Source organism: Paraburkholderia sp. J67 (assembly GCF_905220265.1).
Classification (GTDB): Bacteria; Pseudomonadota; Gammaproteobacteria; order Burkholderiales; family Burkholderiaceae; genus Paraburkholderia.
In genome coordinates this window covers 317,845-331,909 of record NZ_CAJMZK010000007.1, presented here as the reverse complement: position 1 = coordinate 331,909, position 14,065 = coordinate 317,845, and the positions used below count along the sequence as shown (strand labels likewise).

General features: G+C 62.4%; 14 protein-coding genes. 8 read left to right on the top strand and 6 right to left on the bottom strand.

Features of this window, described 5'->3' with window-relative positions; translation table 11 throughout:
- The first annotated feature begins 226 nt into the window (after window positions 1-226).
- From U5782_RS16720 to U5782_RS16700, 5 genes are all read left to right on the top strand, one after another.
- A complete protein-coding gene (locus U5782_RS16720) occupies window positions 227-1,048 on the top strand; it encodes an SDR family oxidoreductase (protein WP_322044950.1) in 822 nt (273 codons plus the stop codon).
- A 179-nt stretch (window positions 1,049-1,227) separates the two neighbouring features.
- On the top strand, window positions 1,228-1,488 hold the full coding sequence (locus U5782_RS16715; RefSeq protein ID WP_322044949.1) for a sulfurtransferase TusA family protein: 261 nt from the start codon (window positions 1,228-1,230) through the stop codon (window positions 1,486-1,488).
- A gap of 66 nt (window positions 1,489-1,554) precedes the next feature.
- Window positions 1,555-1,917: a DsrE family protein gene (locus tag U5782_RS16710; RefSeq protein ID WP_322044948.1), complete on the top strand. Its 363-nt coding sequence runs from the start codon at window positions 1,555-1,557 to the stop codon at window positions 1,915-1,917.
- Window positions 1,918-1,924: 7 nt separating this feature from the next.
- Window positions 1,925-2,119, top strand: a complete 195-nt coding sequence (locus U5782_RS16705) for a hypothetical protein (RefSeq protein ID WP_322044947.1) — start codon at window positions 1,925-1,927, stop codon at window positions 2,117-2,119.
- The gene (locus U5782_RS16700) at window positions 2,116-3,666 is read left to right on the top strand and encodes a 5-methyltetrahydropteroyltriglutamate--homocysteine methyltransferase (RefSeq protein ID WP_322044946.1); all 1,551 of its coding nucleotides are present in this window, start codon (window positions 2,116-2,118) and stop codon (window positions 3,664-3,666) included. Before U5782_RS16705 ends, U5782_RS16700 begins: the two co-directional genes overlap by 4 nt.
- A 58-nt stretch (window positions 3,667-3,724) precedes the next feature.
- Here the strand turns inward: U5782_RS16700 and U5782_RS16695 are convergent, their stop codons facing one another.
- On the bottom strand, window positions 3,725-5,014 hold the full coding sequence (locus U5782_RS16695) for an MFS transporter (protein ID WP_322044945.1): 1,290 nt from the start codon (window positions 5,012-5,014) through the stop codon (window positions 3,725-3,727).
- Between the two features lie 38 nt (window positions 5,015-5,052).
- Window positions 5,053-6,165 carry a M14 family metallopeptidase gene (locus U5782_RS16690; RefSeq protein ID WP_322044944.1) on the bottom strand — a complete coding sequence of 371 codons (1,113 nt, stop codon included), beginning with the start codon at window positions 6,163-6,165 and terminating at the stop codon, window positions 5,053-5,055.
- A 157-nt stretch (window positions 6,166-6,322) separates the two neighbouring features.
- On the opposite strand from U5782_RS16690, the gene U5782_RS16685 reads away from it, so the two are divergent.
- On the top strand, window positions 6,323-7,231 hold the full coding sequence (locus U5782_RS16685) for a LysR substrate-binding domain-containing protein (protein ID WP_322044943.1): 909 nt from the start codon (window positions 6,323-6,325) through the stop codon (window positions 7,229-7,231).
- Window positions 7,232-7,641: 410 nt separating this feature from the next.
- On the opposite strand, the gene U5782_RS16680 is transcribed toward U5782_RS16685, so the two are convergent.
- On the bottom strand, window positions 7,642-7,908 hold the full coding sequence (locus tag U5782_RS16680) for a hypothetical protein (protein ID WP_322044942.1): 267 nt from the start codon (window positions 7,906-7,908) through the stop codon (window positions 7,642-7,644).
- Between the two features lie 852 nt (window positions 7,909-8,760).
- Here U5782_RS16680 and U5782_RS16675 point away from each other — a divergent pair.
- Window positions 8,761-10,428 carry a hypothetical protein gene (locus tag U5782_RS16675; protein WP_322044941.1) on the top strand — a complete coding sequence of 556 codons (1,668 nt, stop codon included), beginning with the start codon at window positions 8,761-8,763 and terminating at the stop codon, window positions 10,426-10,428.
- A 20-nt stretch (window positions 10,429-10,448) separates the two neighbouring features.
- On the opposite strand, the gene U5782_RS16670 is transcribed toward U5782_RS16675, so the two are convergent.
- The 3 genes from U5782_RS16670 to U5782_RS16660 form a co-directional block, all read right to left on the bottom strand.
- Window positions 10,449-10,880 (bottom strand): hypothetical protein, encoded by a 432-nt coding sequence (locus U5782_RS16670; RefSeq protein ID WP_322044969.1) that lies wholly within the window; start codon window positions 10,878-10,880, stop codon window positions 10,449-10,451.
- A gap of 196 nt (window positions 10,881-11,076) precedes the next feature.
- The gene (locus U5782_RS16665; RefSeq protein WP_322044940.1) at window positions 11,077-11,556 is read right to left on the bottom strand and encodes a hypothetical protein; all 480 of its coding nucleotides are present in this window, start codon (window positions 11,554-11,556) and stop codon (window positions 11,077-11,079) included.
- A 13-nt stretch (window positions 11,557-11,569) separates the two neighbouring features.
- On the bottom strand, window positions 11,570-13,258 hold the full coding sequence (locus U5782_RS16660; protein WP_322044939.1) for a hypothetical protein: 1,689 nt from the start codon (window positions 13,256-13,258) through the stop codon (window positions 11,570-11,572).
- A gap of 388 nt (window positions 13,259-13,646) precedes the next feature.
- Between U5782_RS16660 and U5782_RS16655 the strand changes: the two genes are divergently transcribed.
- Window positions 13,647-14,045 (top strand): FKBP-type peptidyl-prolyl cis-trans isomerase, encoded by a 399-nt coding sequence (locus tag U5782_RS16655; RefSeq protein ID WP_322044938.1) that lies wholly within the window; start codon window positions 13,647-13,649, stop codon window positions 14,043-14,045.
- Window positions 14,046-14,065: the final 20 nt, after the last annotated feature.

The following is a 14,065-nucleotide window of genomic DNA, read 5'->3' as shown; positions in this document are numbered from 1 at the left end:
GACCGGCATCCTGGCGGACGTCGAGGCTTGAGTGGGGCTCGGCGTCGCGGTTCGGTGGCTTTCGGATGGCAGAAAGACATTCGTAAAAAAGAGACGCCGAAGTAATCAAACAAGCAAGACGGAAAGCCTGCCTATTCGCAGGTCTTCTTCTAGCGAGTTTTGCGGTTTAGAGCGCGCGGATCGAAGCGATGTCCGCCAAACATTGGAACAAGGAAAGGGATTCAAATTGACGCAGCATGCCATCATCACCGGCGGGTCCAGTGGCATTGGCCTGGCGCTTGCAAAAAAATTAGCGGCTGCCGGGTATAACGTTACGATTCTCGCGCGCGATGCGGAGCGTCTCGACACCGCACGCCTCGAAATTGAATCGGCGCGACGCGGCACGGATCAGCGTGTTCTAGCCATTAGCGTAGACGTGGTCGATCCGCAAGCGGTACAGGATGCAGTCAATAGCGCCGTGCATGCGTTTGGCGCACCTGCGTTGGTTGTTGCGAGTGCAGGCATTGTCATTCCCCATATTTTCGAAGAGTTGGCCATTTCTGCCTTCAAGCAGACGATGGACATCAACTATCTGGGCAGTGTCTATCTTGTGCGCGCGGCATTGCCATCGATGCAGCAAGCTGGCCAAGGACATATCGTTCTGATCTCCTCCGGCGCGGGACTCTTGGGGGTCTACGGACTTTCCGCATACACGCCGACCAAATTTGCGCTACGCGGCCTTGCCGAAGTGCTGCGCGCGGAGCTACGCCCCGAAGGCATCGACGTGTCGGTGGTCTATCCGCCCGATACCGATACGCCGATGCTGCGTGAGGAGATCAGGATCCGACCTGAAATCACGAGCCGGATCGCGGCCAAGGCAAAAGCCATGACCGCAGACGAAGTGGCCGATGCCATTTTGAAGGGAGTCGCGAAGAAGAGGTTTTCGATCACGCAAGGATTCGAGCTTGGTGCGTTGGCCTATTTTGCTGGCGTGATCGCGCCATTGGTCAATCGCTTTCAGTTTGACCCGTTGATTGCTCGCCTTCACAAGCGGGGAAAACAAGCCTGACGAACAGGATGAGCTCGCAACTAGCCAGGCGGCTGGACAAGCGGGCTCTACGACTTTGAGGTCGTGAAGTCCATCAACGCGCCCCGTCCTCGCTGGCTCAGGACACCGTCGCGCGCCAGCGGCGCAATATGCCGTATTCTGTCCGTGCAAAAGTTCGGACATCGCTGCGGTTCACCGCCATGACAGGAAACGCCCATTTACCCGTAGTGGACCCCGGCGTCCCATTCGACGTCGAATGGGACGCCGGCGAACTCGGTTGCGGGGAACTGCTGCTCAAGCTCCGTGTGACGCTGCGGACCATGCCTGGGCAAATCATCAAACTCGTCGCACTGGATCGCGGTGCGATCGAGGATATCCCTTCGTATTGCCGGATCACCGGACATCAGTTGTTGTTGGCGGAACCCGAGAAAGGAATCTTTTTCATCAAGGCGAAAGGCTGATGCCGTCCGTGGTGGAGCGGCGTTTGCCTTCAGCAATCCACCGCGCAAGAGAACCGGGAGAATATCGTGTCTGGAAAATTCGTAGTCAGTCTGACTCGAGCCAAGGACGACGCCGACAGGGCGACGGTTGCTTTCGTCGTCGCCAATGCGGCCGTTGCCAGCGAGAAGGAAGTGGTCGTCTTCCTGAACATCGAGGGTACGCGCCTGTCCCAGTCCGGTTACGCCGACGACATTCATGAACCCGGCTTCGCGCCGCTCAAGGAACTCATCACCAGCTTCGTCGAAGCGGGCGGCCAGATTTACGTCTGCTCGCCGTGCTTCAAAAAGCGCACGCTCGACGAAGACAAGCTGATCCCCGGCGCCAGGATCGTCGGTGGCGCCATGCTCGTCGAATTCATGAGCGACGCCTGTCCCAGTCTCAGCTACTGAGGGCGCCATGACAACTCGGCACACGTTTGCCGATGCGGCCGGCATGGCAGCGTCGTGGGCGCTCGATCCGTTCATCGATACGCCAGGCCGTCGGTTGCGCCGCGCCTGGTTGCGCGCCTGTGCATCGCCGCTACTGCTGACTTACACGCAGGCAGCGGGCAAGCGCGCAGAGAAGACAGGGAAGATCGGGGCGCCAGCATGATGAAACCTTCCACGCAACATTCGCATGAGCCTGCCGTCAGTTTCGACGGCGGCGATCTCGATTGCGGCAACGGCCTGCTACTGCTGATTCGCAAGCACATTGATCCGCTCGAACGCGGGCAGTTGCTGGAAATACAGTCGACGGAAACCTCGGTCGAAGCGGATCTGCCCGCATGGTGCCGCATGACGGGCAACGAACTTGTGTCGTGGACGAAGGACGGCAAGCGCCGGAGTTTTCTCGTGAGCAAAGGTGCGTTCACGGGCAAGGGGACCCAGTCACCGCGCAACGAGGCATCACCCGAACGCGATGCGCGTTCGCGTGTGTCGATCCGGATCGTGCCGGTGACGATTCCGGCTTCGTTGCCCGCGCCATCGCCGGCACCGTCGATCCGCCCGCTGTCGGTGATGGGCGTCGGCAGCTGGCCGCGACCGCGCTGGATGCTTCAGGCGCTGCATGAACACATGGAGGGCCGGCTCGACGACGCGACTTTCCAGGCCAGTGCCGATGATGCCGTGCAACTGGCGATCGCCGCGCAGCTACGCGCGGGTGTGGACGTGGTCACGGACGGCGAGCAGCGGCGTGACAGTTACGCGAGTTTCGTCGGCGGTCTGCTCGATAACTGCCAGTTGATTCCGCTGACGGATCTGTTGCCGTATGTGGATGACCCGCAGGCCTTCGAGCAGGAGTTGCGCGCGCTCGATGTCCCGGCGGGCGAGGTGCGTCATCCGGCGGTGTTCGGCCCGCTCGGGCGCAGCAAGCCGCTCGCGGTGCATGAAATGACTTATGTCCGCAGCTTGACTGATCGGCCCGTCAAGGTCGCGCTGCCTGGGCCCTATCTGCTGACCCGGACGATGTGGATGGAGTGCATTTCCGACCGTGCCTATGAAAGCCGTGCGGCGCTTGCGGCGGATGTGGTCCGCGTGCTGCGCGAAGAACTGGCCGCGCTGCTGGCGCAGGGCGCCGCGCTCGTGCAGTTCGACGAGCCGGTGCTGTCCGAAGTGGTGTTCTCCGGCACCACGAGTCAACGCAGCTTCATGTGCGGCGCGCTATCGGAAAAGGGCGACCCGCAAACCGAACTGGCTTTCGCGCGCGACCTGCTGAACGCAGTGGTCGACGGTTTTCCGCCCGAGCGGGTTGCGGTGCACATGTGTCGGGGGAACTGGACGACCGACGAAAGCAAGGCGATGACGGGCGACTATCGTCCGCTCGTCAATACCCTGGCCGTGTTGAATGTCGGCACGCTTTTCCTCGAACTCTGCACGCCGCGCGCCGGGGAAATGGCGATCCTCAAGACGCTGCCCGACTGGCAACGCATCGGCGTGGGGCTCTGTAACCAGAAGCACGCGCACGTCGAATCGCTCGATGAAGTGCTGCGCAAGGCCGAAGAGGCGATCGGCCTGTTCGGCAAGGATCGGGTGCTGTTCAATCCGGACTGCGGTTTTGCGACGTTCGCGGACGCGCCGGTGAATAGCGCCCAGATCGCGGAAGCGAAGTTGCGCACGCTTGCTCAGGCCGCCGCGATTCTGCGTGAGCGGCACGGCGTTTGATGGGTTTGTGGCAGAGCCCTGTCAATGAGCGCTGGGTTGGATCTGCCACCGAAGCCCTTTACCGGCGCATCTGCGTTTGCAGCGCCCTGATTCGCAACAGCGCGACGATGCTGATTGCCGCTGCCCCCATCAGATAGAAACTCGGCGCCAGCTTGTTGCCCGTGACGCTGATGAGCCACGCAATGACGAATGGGGCGAAGCCGCCAAAAATCGTCACAGCGATGTTATAGCCGAGCGACATGCCGGTAGTACGCGTTTGCGTGGGGAACAATTCACTCAACAACGCAGGCAAGGCGCCGTAATAAGCGACCATGACGATGCCGACGAAGATCTGGACGCCGAGCATGACGGCAAACGTGGGATGCGTCGCCAGCGTATGGAAGGCGGGCCAGGCGAGCAGCAGGAACAGCACCGCCGCGCCGAGCATGATGCCGGTGCGGCCATGCGTGTCCGACCACGCGCCCACGAGCGGTGCGCCGACCAGTTGCACGACGCCGGTCGCGATGATCGCGGTGAACGCCGCCGAGGACGGAATACCCAACTGCTTGACCGCATAGGTCGGCATATACAGGATCAGATAGGACGACACGGTTGCCACCACCACCGCACCGATCGCCAGCACGAGTCGCTCCTTCTGGTTCTGGAAGGTATCGGCCAGCGGCGTTTGCGTGGCTTCGGCGGCGAGAAATTCAGGCGTCTCGTCGAGCCGTTTGCGGATGAAGTACGCCACGGGGCCAATCAGTAGGCCGAATAAAAACGGAATGCGCCAGCCCCAGCTCTGCATTTGCTCGGGGCTGAGCGTGCCGGTCAGGAACGAGCCGAACAGCGCGGCCAGCAACGTGGTGAGGCCCTGGCTGGCCGCTTGCCAACTGGCGAAAAAGCCACGCCGATCCGGCGCGTGCTCGCTCAGAAAAGCGGTCGCGCTGCCGAACTCGCCGCCCGCGGAGAAGCCCTGGATCATGCGGGCCAGCACGATGCCCAGCGGTGCGAACACCCCGATCGAGGCATGCGTGGGCATCACGGCGATCAACAGGGTGCCCGTCATCATCAGCAAGATCGACAGGGTCAGCGCCGCCTTGCGGCCCGCTCGGTCGGCATACACGCCGAGCACGATTGCGCCCAGCGGGCGCATGAAGAACGAGACGCCGAACGTGCCGAGCGTGAGCAACAGCGACACCGAATCGTCCCCGGCCGGGAAGAAGAGCCTGGAGATGGTGACTGCGAAAAAGCCATACACCACCAGGTCGAACCATTCGAGTGCATTGCCGATCGACGCGGCGGCGATGATGCGCCAGGCGCGCGGGGGCGCTGTCACAGCGGCCAGAGAAGGGGCTGATGCCTGAGTCATAGTGTCTCCAGTTTGTCGTTATGTATTGGCGGTCGGGTTCAAACCAGGTCCCGGGGAGGAATGGGCTCGGCGACGAGGCCGCACAGCGCCTGAAGCATTGCGACCCGGCTTTGGCCCAACACCATGCCTTTCCAGACGTCGTGATCGCAGTAAAAGGCATCACGGATGGTTTGGCGGATCTGGCGTGCAAACGCTGCAGGTGCGTCCGGATGAGCGCGCAACCATGCCTCGCCCCGTAGGGTATCGACCATGCTCTCGAAGGGCACCGTGCCAAACTCAAGCGCCATCAGCGTGTGGCGGGCGTCCGGGCAGGCTGTGTAAATGGTCGACGCGAGATGCCCCGTAATGTCGGCCGACGTGGACGTTCCGGCAAACGGCACCGCAATGTCTTGTCCCCACCATTGTTGCGCACGCGCGACCTCGCCCGAATCGCGTCGTCCCGCGAAAATCTTTTCGCCGTGTCCGCAGGGGCCGAGCCCGGTGTGAACGTCGATCCAGCCGATATCGGCGAACCCGCTGGCATGGGTGCGCAACACCTGGTCTAGCGTGCGCAAGGACTGGCTGCGCCCCTTTCCGCCGAAGAAGATGCCGTCCGCGTGCGTGTACTGGCCTCGGGAAACGGCGTCGCGGTAGCGGGTCCGACCATGTTGCTCGATGTACGCAGCGATGGCTTGCTGATTCTCGCGGGTGGGAGGCCATTCCGGAGGCACCAGCAGCGGGTGCAGGTCCGGGTAGTCCGGGTTGTCGGGCAGCGGATCGGCGAAGGACTGCGCGTTGCGGTTCAGGTCGATGTTGTTTTCGTTGGTACGGCTCAGCCACGAAAAACCGTAGGGGTTGATCGCATGGATCAGCAGCAGCGCAATACCGGACTCGGCGGCCCGCGCCAGCAGTTCTTCATCGTCGAGCAGCGCCAGTTGGCAGGCGGAGCCGCAAAACCCTTCCACACCATGCGTGGCCGACGTGACGATCAACAGACGTTGCGCGTTCCGGGCTTCGATGATTGCGATATCGGTGGCGAGCGCCTCGCCCAGCGAGCCGATTGCATCGATCGGAAAAGAGGCTACGCGGGCCGGGCGTGCCCGCGCGGCGGCGAGGAATCGCTCACGCGCTTGCGCATAGTTCAGCGAAAAATAGCGATCGGCGGCTTTCATGTGTCTCCGGATGAACTGTCGTCGTTTAATCGGCGTGCACTGCGGAAGTGAGCAGCAGCTTGGCGTCACTCCGATCGTATAGATTGGGCATGATCAGAAGAAGATATAATTTTCGTCACTGTGATCAGCTTTTGTTGTCATCCGCAGGGGAAGTCTTGTGAAATTGCAGCAACTACGCACGTTTGTCGCGGTCGCGGAGCACCGCAGCATTCGTGCTGCGGCGCGTGCCTTGTTTGTGTCCCAGCCGGCAGTGACGCGCACCATTCGCGAACTCGAACGGGATCTCGATGTATCGCTGCTGCGGCGCAGTGTTTCGGGTGTCGAACTGACCGATGCGGGATTGGCCTTTAGCGTGCGGGCCAACCTCTTGCTGGAAGAAATGCGGCGCGCCAGGGAAGAGCTTTTATTCATGAAGGCGGGAGGGCATGGTCACGTTGCCGCGGCGGTGACGTCGACCGTCGGCCTGACCTTGCTGCCGGACGCCCTGGCGGCATTCAGGCAGCGGTTGCCTCAGGCCAGGCTCAGCCTCACGGAGGACGGCGGGGCAACTGCCCTGCAAAAACTACAGAACGGCACGCTCGACTTCGTTATTGCCAATACCGTTCCGGACAGCCTGCCGTCGGAGTTCGATCAACAGCCGCTGTTCCTGATGCAATTGATGGTGGGTGCAAGGAACGATCATCCCTGCGCGGCTGCTGAATCCATTCAGGAGTTGCAAGACCAATATTGGGTCGTTCCGTCGCTCAACATGGAATTCGTTTCCCGCTTGTTCGTTTCGCGAGGGCTGAGCGAACCGTCGCAAGTATTGAGTTGCGAGTCGTTTGGCATCGCGACCCACCTGGTTGCCAGTATGGATCTGATCGGACTGTTTTCGGCCGCGCTTTTCGATAAGGTGCTGGTGCCGCTCGGCGTGCGCGCGTTGGCGCTTCGCGAGACATTGCCGCCGATCGAAGTCAGCATTCTGACGTTGCGCGGTAGCCGCCTCACGCCCACGGCCCAGTGCTTCGTAGAGTGCTTGCAGGCCGTGCCGTTGCCAGACGGTATGCTGGCTTCTGGGCGTGAATGATTCGCGAGCGATCAGGGGTGGGCGCGACGAGCGTGCACGGCGCCGGAGAGGCCGCGCAGTGCCCAGAATAGCTTCACGGTACATGACGATGCGCAGGCGATAGCCCAACTCAGGCGACGCAACACTTCATGTTCGCAAAGCATGGCGTGTTACGCGACTGTCCGAGCGCGATTCACGTCTGCGATCGATGGGCGATCGCAGTTCGAGATTCGACCCGGACAGCTTCGCTCACGGTCAATGCATCGTTGACCTAATGAACGAATCAGGGCATCGGCACCCGTTTGACCATTCGAACGCAAGAGCTTGATGCTGCCCGCAACCGCCACGCTGAAACAGCAGCGGCTACGCGGCAGGCCTCGGCTCAAAAACCCTCTGCTTCCAGAGGGCCTTATTCGAAAGGTCGCAGCAGCTTAATGCCCGTGCGCTTCGCGGAAACCCGTGTCCTGTTCGAGGTGATGATCGGGGGTGTTGCCCCGCAATCCCACCGCGATGATGAAAAGGACACCAGCGAAGGGCCAGCCATAGATTGCCAACGAGAGGCAAAGCCAGCAGGCATCTAATGGGGGGTAAGTTTGGAGCGCCCAGACAAGGCAGGCGACGGGCAATATCAGGAGACACACCGCCGAACGATACAGAAAGACGGCGGCCTTTGCGTTCTTGAGCGTCTGGGTTTGCATGCCTGGCTCCATTAGGAATGGCACTGAGACATAGAGTCGCACGGTCGCCATTTCACGAACACTCAGTGAATTCCCTGACATTTGCCCTCGTACGAGGTGCGGCAATGCAGCAGGAAATAGCCTGAATATGCAGTGGTATTTCATCCATTGCTCGTTGCCGAAATCACTGCTCAAGTCGCACTGGATTGGCCGAGTGCGATGACAAGACGTCTTTTACTTCATCCATGCCGCCGCTTGTCGTGGTGCTTCGGCAAGCCTGTAAATGAAGTGGTTAGCGTGAGCATCAATGGCTGAAAGGCGCAAACGTACTATCTGGATAACGAAACACCATTCGCGCTTAGACATTCACGAGACCCTCAAAACAGGCCGATTTGTGCATCGATATGATGCTGCGTCGCGACGAATTCGGGTGCTTGCCCGTTAGCGAGTTACATGAAAAAAATGAGGCGTTATGGCCCTACCAGACGCATGACAGATCGCGGGAGGTATCCGCGCGATGCGAATTCGCTGAAATGCCGCAAAGGCCTGGAAAATCGCCGATAGCAAACACCTGCACCGCTGCGGTTTTTCATGCATCGTTTCATGTGATATTTGCGAACATCGCGAACCGTTCGAAGTCCCGATGTTTTGATTCCGGCGATCCAGCAAGGATGTCTGGCGACGAGGTCGGTGCCGAAAGATGGCGGGTTGACCGCTTGCCTCGTGCTCGCCTACGATCTGGGCTTAGCGGTGCAGGCCGCTTCCGGGTCCGCGGAAAGGGTTGAACCCACCTGTCGTCGCGAAGCCAGGATTGTCTCCATCCTTTGTGCTGCCGGTATTGCGGACCTTCGGCCAGACTGCACGAGGATGTCCATGAAAACGCTGCCCCCCAGGGCCAATGCCGAACACCTGAAAAAGCAGGCCAAAGAACTTCTGGGCCTGTACCGCAAAGGCGATCCGCAAGCGGTCGCACGCTTCATCCAATCGCTCCCGTCCGCCGCCCATCGCACGCCTGCCGAGGTGCTCGCCTTGCAATTGCGCCTGCATGATGCACAGTCCTGCATCGCGCGCGAGTATGGCTTTAATGCGTGGGCGGATCTCAATGCCTTCGTGGAGGCGAACGCGATCGCACAGCAGGCGCAATCGACGCTGGTTCGCCGCTGGCTCGATCTTGCCTATGGCGGCGATGTGACCGGCAGCTACGACGCCGCCCGCCCACGCGTCGCCGCACAATTGCTGCGCGACCACCCCGAACTGATCGCCGCCGATGTCTGGGTTGCCTGCGCGGCGGGGAATCTCGACGCCGTGCAACGGGCGGTGCGCGCCGATCCCGCATGGGTCGGCCGCGCCGGGGGCGCGCTCGGCCTTGTGCCGCTCGTGGCCGTGACGCATTCGGGCCTCGGACAACTGCCGGACTATGCCGGCCGCTTGCGCGCGTGCGCGCGCTATCTGCTCGATGCGGGCGCCGACCCGGACCAGCGGATCGGCAACCGCTTTGCGCCGGCCTCGCTCGCCGCGCCCGACGAAAGCGCGCCGCTTTCCGCGCTTTACGGCGCGGCGGGCGTCATGCGCGATCCGGTGCTCACGGCGATGCTGCTGGAGGCGGGCGCCAATCCCAACGATGGCGAATCGCTCTACCACTCGCTCGAAAATCCGGCGTGCACGCGTCTATTGCTCGATCACGGCGCGCGGGTGAGCGGCACGAATGCGCTGCGCCGGGCGCTCGACATGCCCGATGCTGAGGCGCTCGAATTGCTGCTGGCGCACGATGGCGACCCGAACGAGCCGGCGGGCGAAGGCCCCACGAAAATGTGGGGCGCGCCGTTGCTGCGGGCCATTGCCGTGCGTTGCCCGGTTCGCCACATCGACGCGTTGCTGAAGGCGGGCGCCGATCCGCGGGCGCAGACCGCCGCGGGCGTCAGCGCGTATCGCCTCGCCATGCAGACCGGGCTGCCCGAGGTGGCCGAACGCTTGCGCGCAGCGGGGGCGCAGGAGACCTTGAGTGCGCAAGACCGCTTCGTCTCGGCCTGCGCGCGCGCCGACGCTGTCGAGGCTCGCCGCCTCCAGGCGAGTCATCCAGAATTGCCGCGCGCGATCGAAGGCGAGCCGTTGCGGCTGCTGGCCGATGCCGCCGCATGGGGCTCGGGCGACGCGGTCAGACTCATGGTCGAGCTGGGCTGGCCCATCGACGTGCGTGGCGGGGACTGGGACGCATCCGCGCTCAATCACGCGATTTTCCGCGGCGATGCGGCGCTGGCGGCCTTTCTGCTGGCGCATGGCGCAAACTGGCGCGAGCCGCACGGCTATGGCAGCGATGCGCTTGGCACGCTGTCGTGGGCGTCCGTGAACGAACCGGTCAGCGTCGAGCGGCCCGATTGGCCGTCGTGCGCGCGTGCGCTGGTCGCGCATGGCCTGCCCGCGATCGGGCGCGCTCCTGCGGACCCGGAACGGCTGTTGGTCGACGGCCGGCCGATGCGGTTTTCGGAAGACGTGACCGAGGCGTTGCTGCAAGCGGGTGATTCAACACCCGCTTCGACTTGATCAGACGGAGCGACGCACGCTCAGTGGTAGACCGTTTTGGAGGATTGCAGCTTCGTGAGCGTGCCGTCCTTGAAGCGGAACCAGCCTTCCGGGCCTTGCATCACGACTTCATCGGGTTGCCAGAACACGCGCTTGACGCTCATTTGGGCTCTCACGTGCTGCACGAGCGGCGGTTGGCGGCGCAGGTCGTACAGCACGGGGCCGTATGCGGACTGCACGAGCATGCGCGAGACCGTGTCGGGGTTGGCGCCCGGTTCGTCGAAATGCGTCAGCGTTTTCGCGTCGAAGCGGTCGATCATGTCATGACCGAGCATGGCCACGAAATCGTGGTCGTCGCGCACGAATTGGAGCGCGCCCGCAGGGGTGGCGAACGGGCCAGGCGCGCTGGTTTGCGCATGAGCGCCAGTCGCGAAAGCGGTGGCGCAGAGGGCGGCGAGGAACAGGTGTTTCAGTCGTTTCATGTTGCTTTCCAGATAGGGGCGGATTCGTCATGCTCATGTTCGTTATGCTGCACCGATCATGCGAGACGCCGGACGCGACACTGTAATCGCAATGCACGGTTTCCGGTGAACGGCGAGGGGCACAGCGCGCACCTGTGCGGGTTCCCTCGCCTCGATCTGGAATGCGGCTCGCCGCTGGGAGCCCAGCCTAGTGGCGGGTTTCTTGCGCCGGCATTTCGATCACACGCTGACCGCCCGCAGTGGGAACCGTGGACGCCGCTGCGGCCCGCGGCTTGTACGCCGTGGACCCAACGGTGACGGGAATCGACAGCACGCTGGTTCCCGATGGCGTTGCCGCAAACACGTTGAGGAAGTACGCGCCATCGGTCGCGGCCTGCACGACGACCTTGTCCTCAACGGTCCCCTTGCCATCCGGCGTAAGCCGCTTCTGGTCCGCTCCCGCGAGCTTGAGCGCCCCCTCGGTCGCATACGTCACATTGGCGCCTGATGCCGGCAGGCCGGTATAGCGGACAGTCACGCCGATCGGGCTTCCCGCCGCACCGCGCGCGGCGGCGGCCTGAACGACCACGCCGCCGTAACTCTTTCCGGTGAGCGCGGGCGTTTGCGCGCAACTCACCTGCGCGCCGATCAGCAAAGTGGCTGCGAGCACGAGCAGATTCATTTTCATGGTGTGTTCCTTGTTATGGATTGGCCGTCTTCATCAAGACGTTTGCGCAGTAGGACATCGGCGCTGTCTCTGTCGACGAATCGAGAGCGCGCGCCGACATCATGTCGGCGGCGTAGACGCCTGCAGCCGGGAATACATAGGTCGAGACCGTTGAGCTGGTCGACGTCAGGTTCAGTAGGGGCTTGCCCTGGCTGTAGACGATCACGCCAAAGTCGTTCACGCTCTCGTCCCTGGCTGCCGGTACTGTCGTGAACTGGTACGCGCCCGCCGCAGGAACCGTCACGCGCAAATGGCGATAGACGCCGAGCTTGTTGTCGGTCCCATACTCCGTCGTCACGCACGCGGTGATGGACTGGCCAACGGTGAGCGGCAAATAGACCGGTACGGCCGCGCTATTGTCGCCGCCCGGATCGCCCGAGGACTTCGTCTGTGTTCCCCACGCATCGAGCTGGCTACCTCCCTGTACTGCGATGTCGCCAAGAAGCGCATCGAGCTTGCTCTTGCCGGCGTCGGTCAGGGCCGGCCGCAACGCGGTCGCAAACGAAAATGCGCTGGTCAGCGCGGGCGTGGTTCTTTCGCCATTGAGCAGCGCGTGGTAGAGCGGCGCAAAGCCAATGTCGGCCGACTGGCTGGCCGAATACAGGAAATTGCCGACGGCGGCCTCGTTCGCCCACGATTTTGCGTCCGCAGGCGGTACCTGATCGAGGTGCAGGGAAACACTCAATACCGACTGCCTCGCGCCGGCCGTGTCCGTGTAGACCGGGGTGCCGCGCATCATCGACGAGAACGCATTGCCGAAGCCCTCACCAAACGCGACGCGTATGTCGAGCATGTTTGCGGCGCTGTGATCGCCGCCGATACTGTCCGAGCGCGAGAGGTTCGCCTCGACGTAATGGCCGAACTCATGGACGATCACGCTGCTGTCGTATTCGTCGGTATCGACGTCTTCTGCGCCGAGGATATAGAGGCCTTTGCTCTGATCCGCCCGCTGATAGTGACTCGTTGTGATGAAGCCGCTGTTCGCGTCGCCCGAAGTGGGGCGGTTATTGATGCTCCAGAAGATGTTGAGCGCGGGCAACGCGACACCCGGTTCGGCGCGATGAAGTTGCCGCGCGGCGTTGACGGTCTGGTCGAGAATCGCGAACGGCGCGGCAGTGCGCGCGCCGCCGTAGTTCGCGCCGGTCCACCCGGAGCCGGCGTTCAGGTCGAGCTTCGTTACGCCCGTGGTCGGGGTGAATACGCTGCCGCGCATCGAGTAGAGCGGTGCCGTATCGGGCGAAGCGCTGTATTCCGGTGCGGTGTTGTCGCGAACCTTGATGGTGTAATCGGGTGTGCTGGCCGGGCCCTCGAAAGCCTGGGCGGTCACACGCACGTAGCCGGGCTTGCCTGACGGCGCGTTGAGGGTGTAGGCGCCGGTATCGTCGGTGGTCGTGTTGCCGAGTATGGTGGCGCCGTCGCTCGATACGAGTTCGACCAGTGCATGGCTAACGGGGAGCTGGGTCGTTTTCGAGTAGTCCAGACCGCCCGTGCTGCCGGAGGTGGAGGCAGTCGTGGGAACGCTGTCGTAAGTGATTTTCCCTGAGATTGTGGGGGTGGCGACCGCGGGCGGTGGCGAAGGCGGCGAGATATTGTTCGTCGCGCCCCCGGAAGTCGATGAGCTGTCTGAACCGCCGCCACATCCCGCCAGCACGGCTGCGGTCAAGGTGCAGAAGGAAAACCGGAACGCTCGTTTCGTTCGATTTAATGGTTTTATTCTATGCATCGCCATTTCTTACAATCTCCTGATGTTTTCAGGGTCGCGATAGTAGATAAGTCATGCCTGCGCTACGATCAGACAATTCCGAATTGAGATGAATTGTCAAAAATCGCAGTCATGCTGGGAGATTCGGTGCAATTAAAATCAATATGGATTGCTTATGAATGGATGGTGAATCACGAGGACGAAGGTGCGCGGTGGCCGTGATGAGCGGCTGGTTTCCCGCGACGCAAGCCAGGCAAGACGCATGATTGCGGCTGGTGTGTAGCCGCGTTGCTCCGGCAAGCGACGACGCTCTCGATATAATCGACGCTCTATCCAACGAGGACCTCGCATGAAATCCCTGATCGCCTTGATCGCCGCGGCCACCGTCGCATCGACCGCATTCGCCGCCAACCCCGTCGTGAAACTGCCCTCGGGCGTCGTGGTCGAGCAGCTCAAGCAGGGCACCGGCCCGCAGCCGAAAGCCGAAGACGTCGTGCGCGTCAACTATCGCGGCACGCTGGCCAATGGCACCGAGTTCGACAGCTCGGCCAAGCATGGCGGCCCGGCGAGCTTCCCGCTCAACCGTGTGATCCCGTGCTGGACGCAAGGCGTGCAGACGATGAAGGTCGGCGGCAAGGCGAAGCTGACCTGCCCGGCGGCGACCGCCTACGGCGATCGCGAAGTCGGCCCGATCCCGGCGAACAGCGATCTCACGTTCGAGATCGAGCTGCTGGGCATCGGCCAGTAAGCGTGCATCTGCCGCGCGCG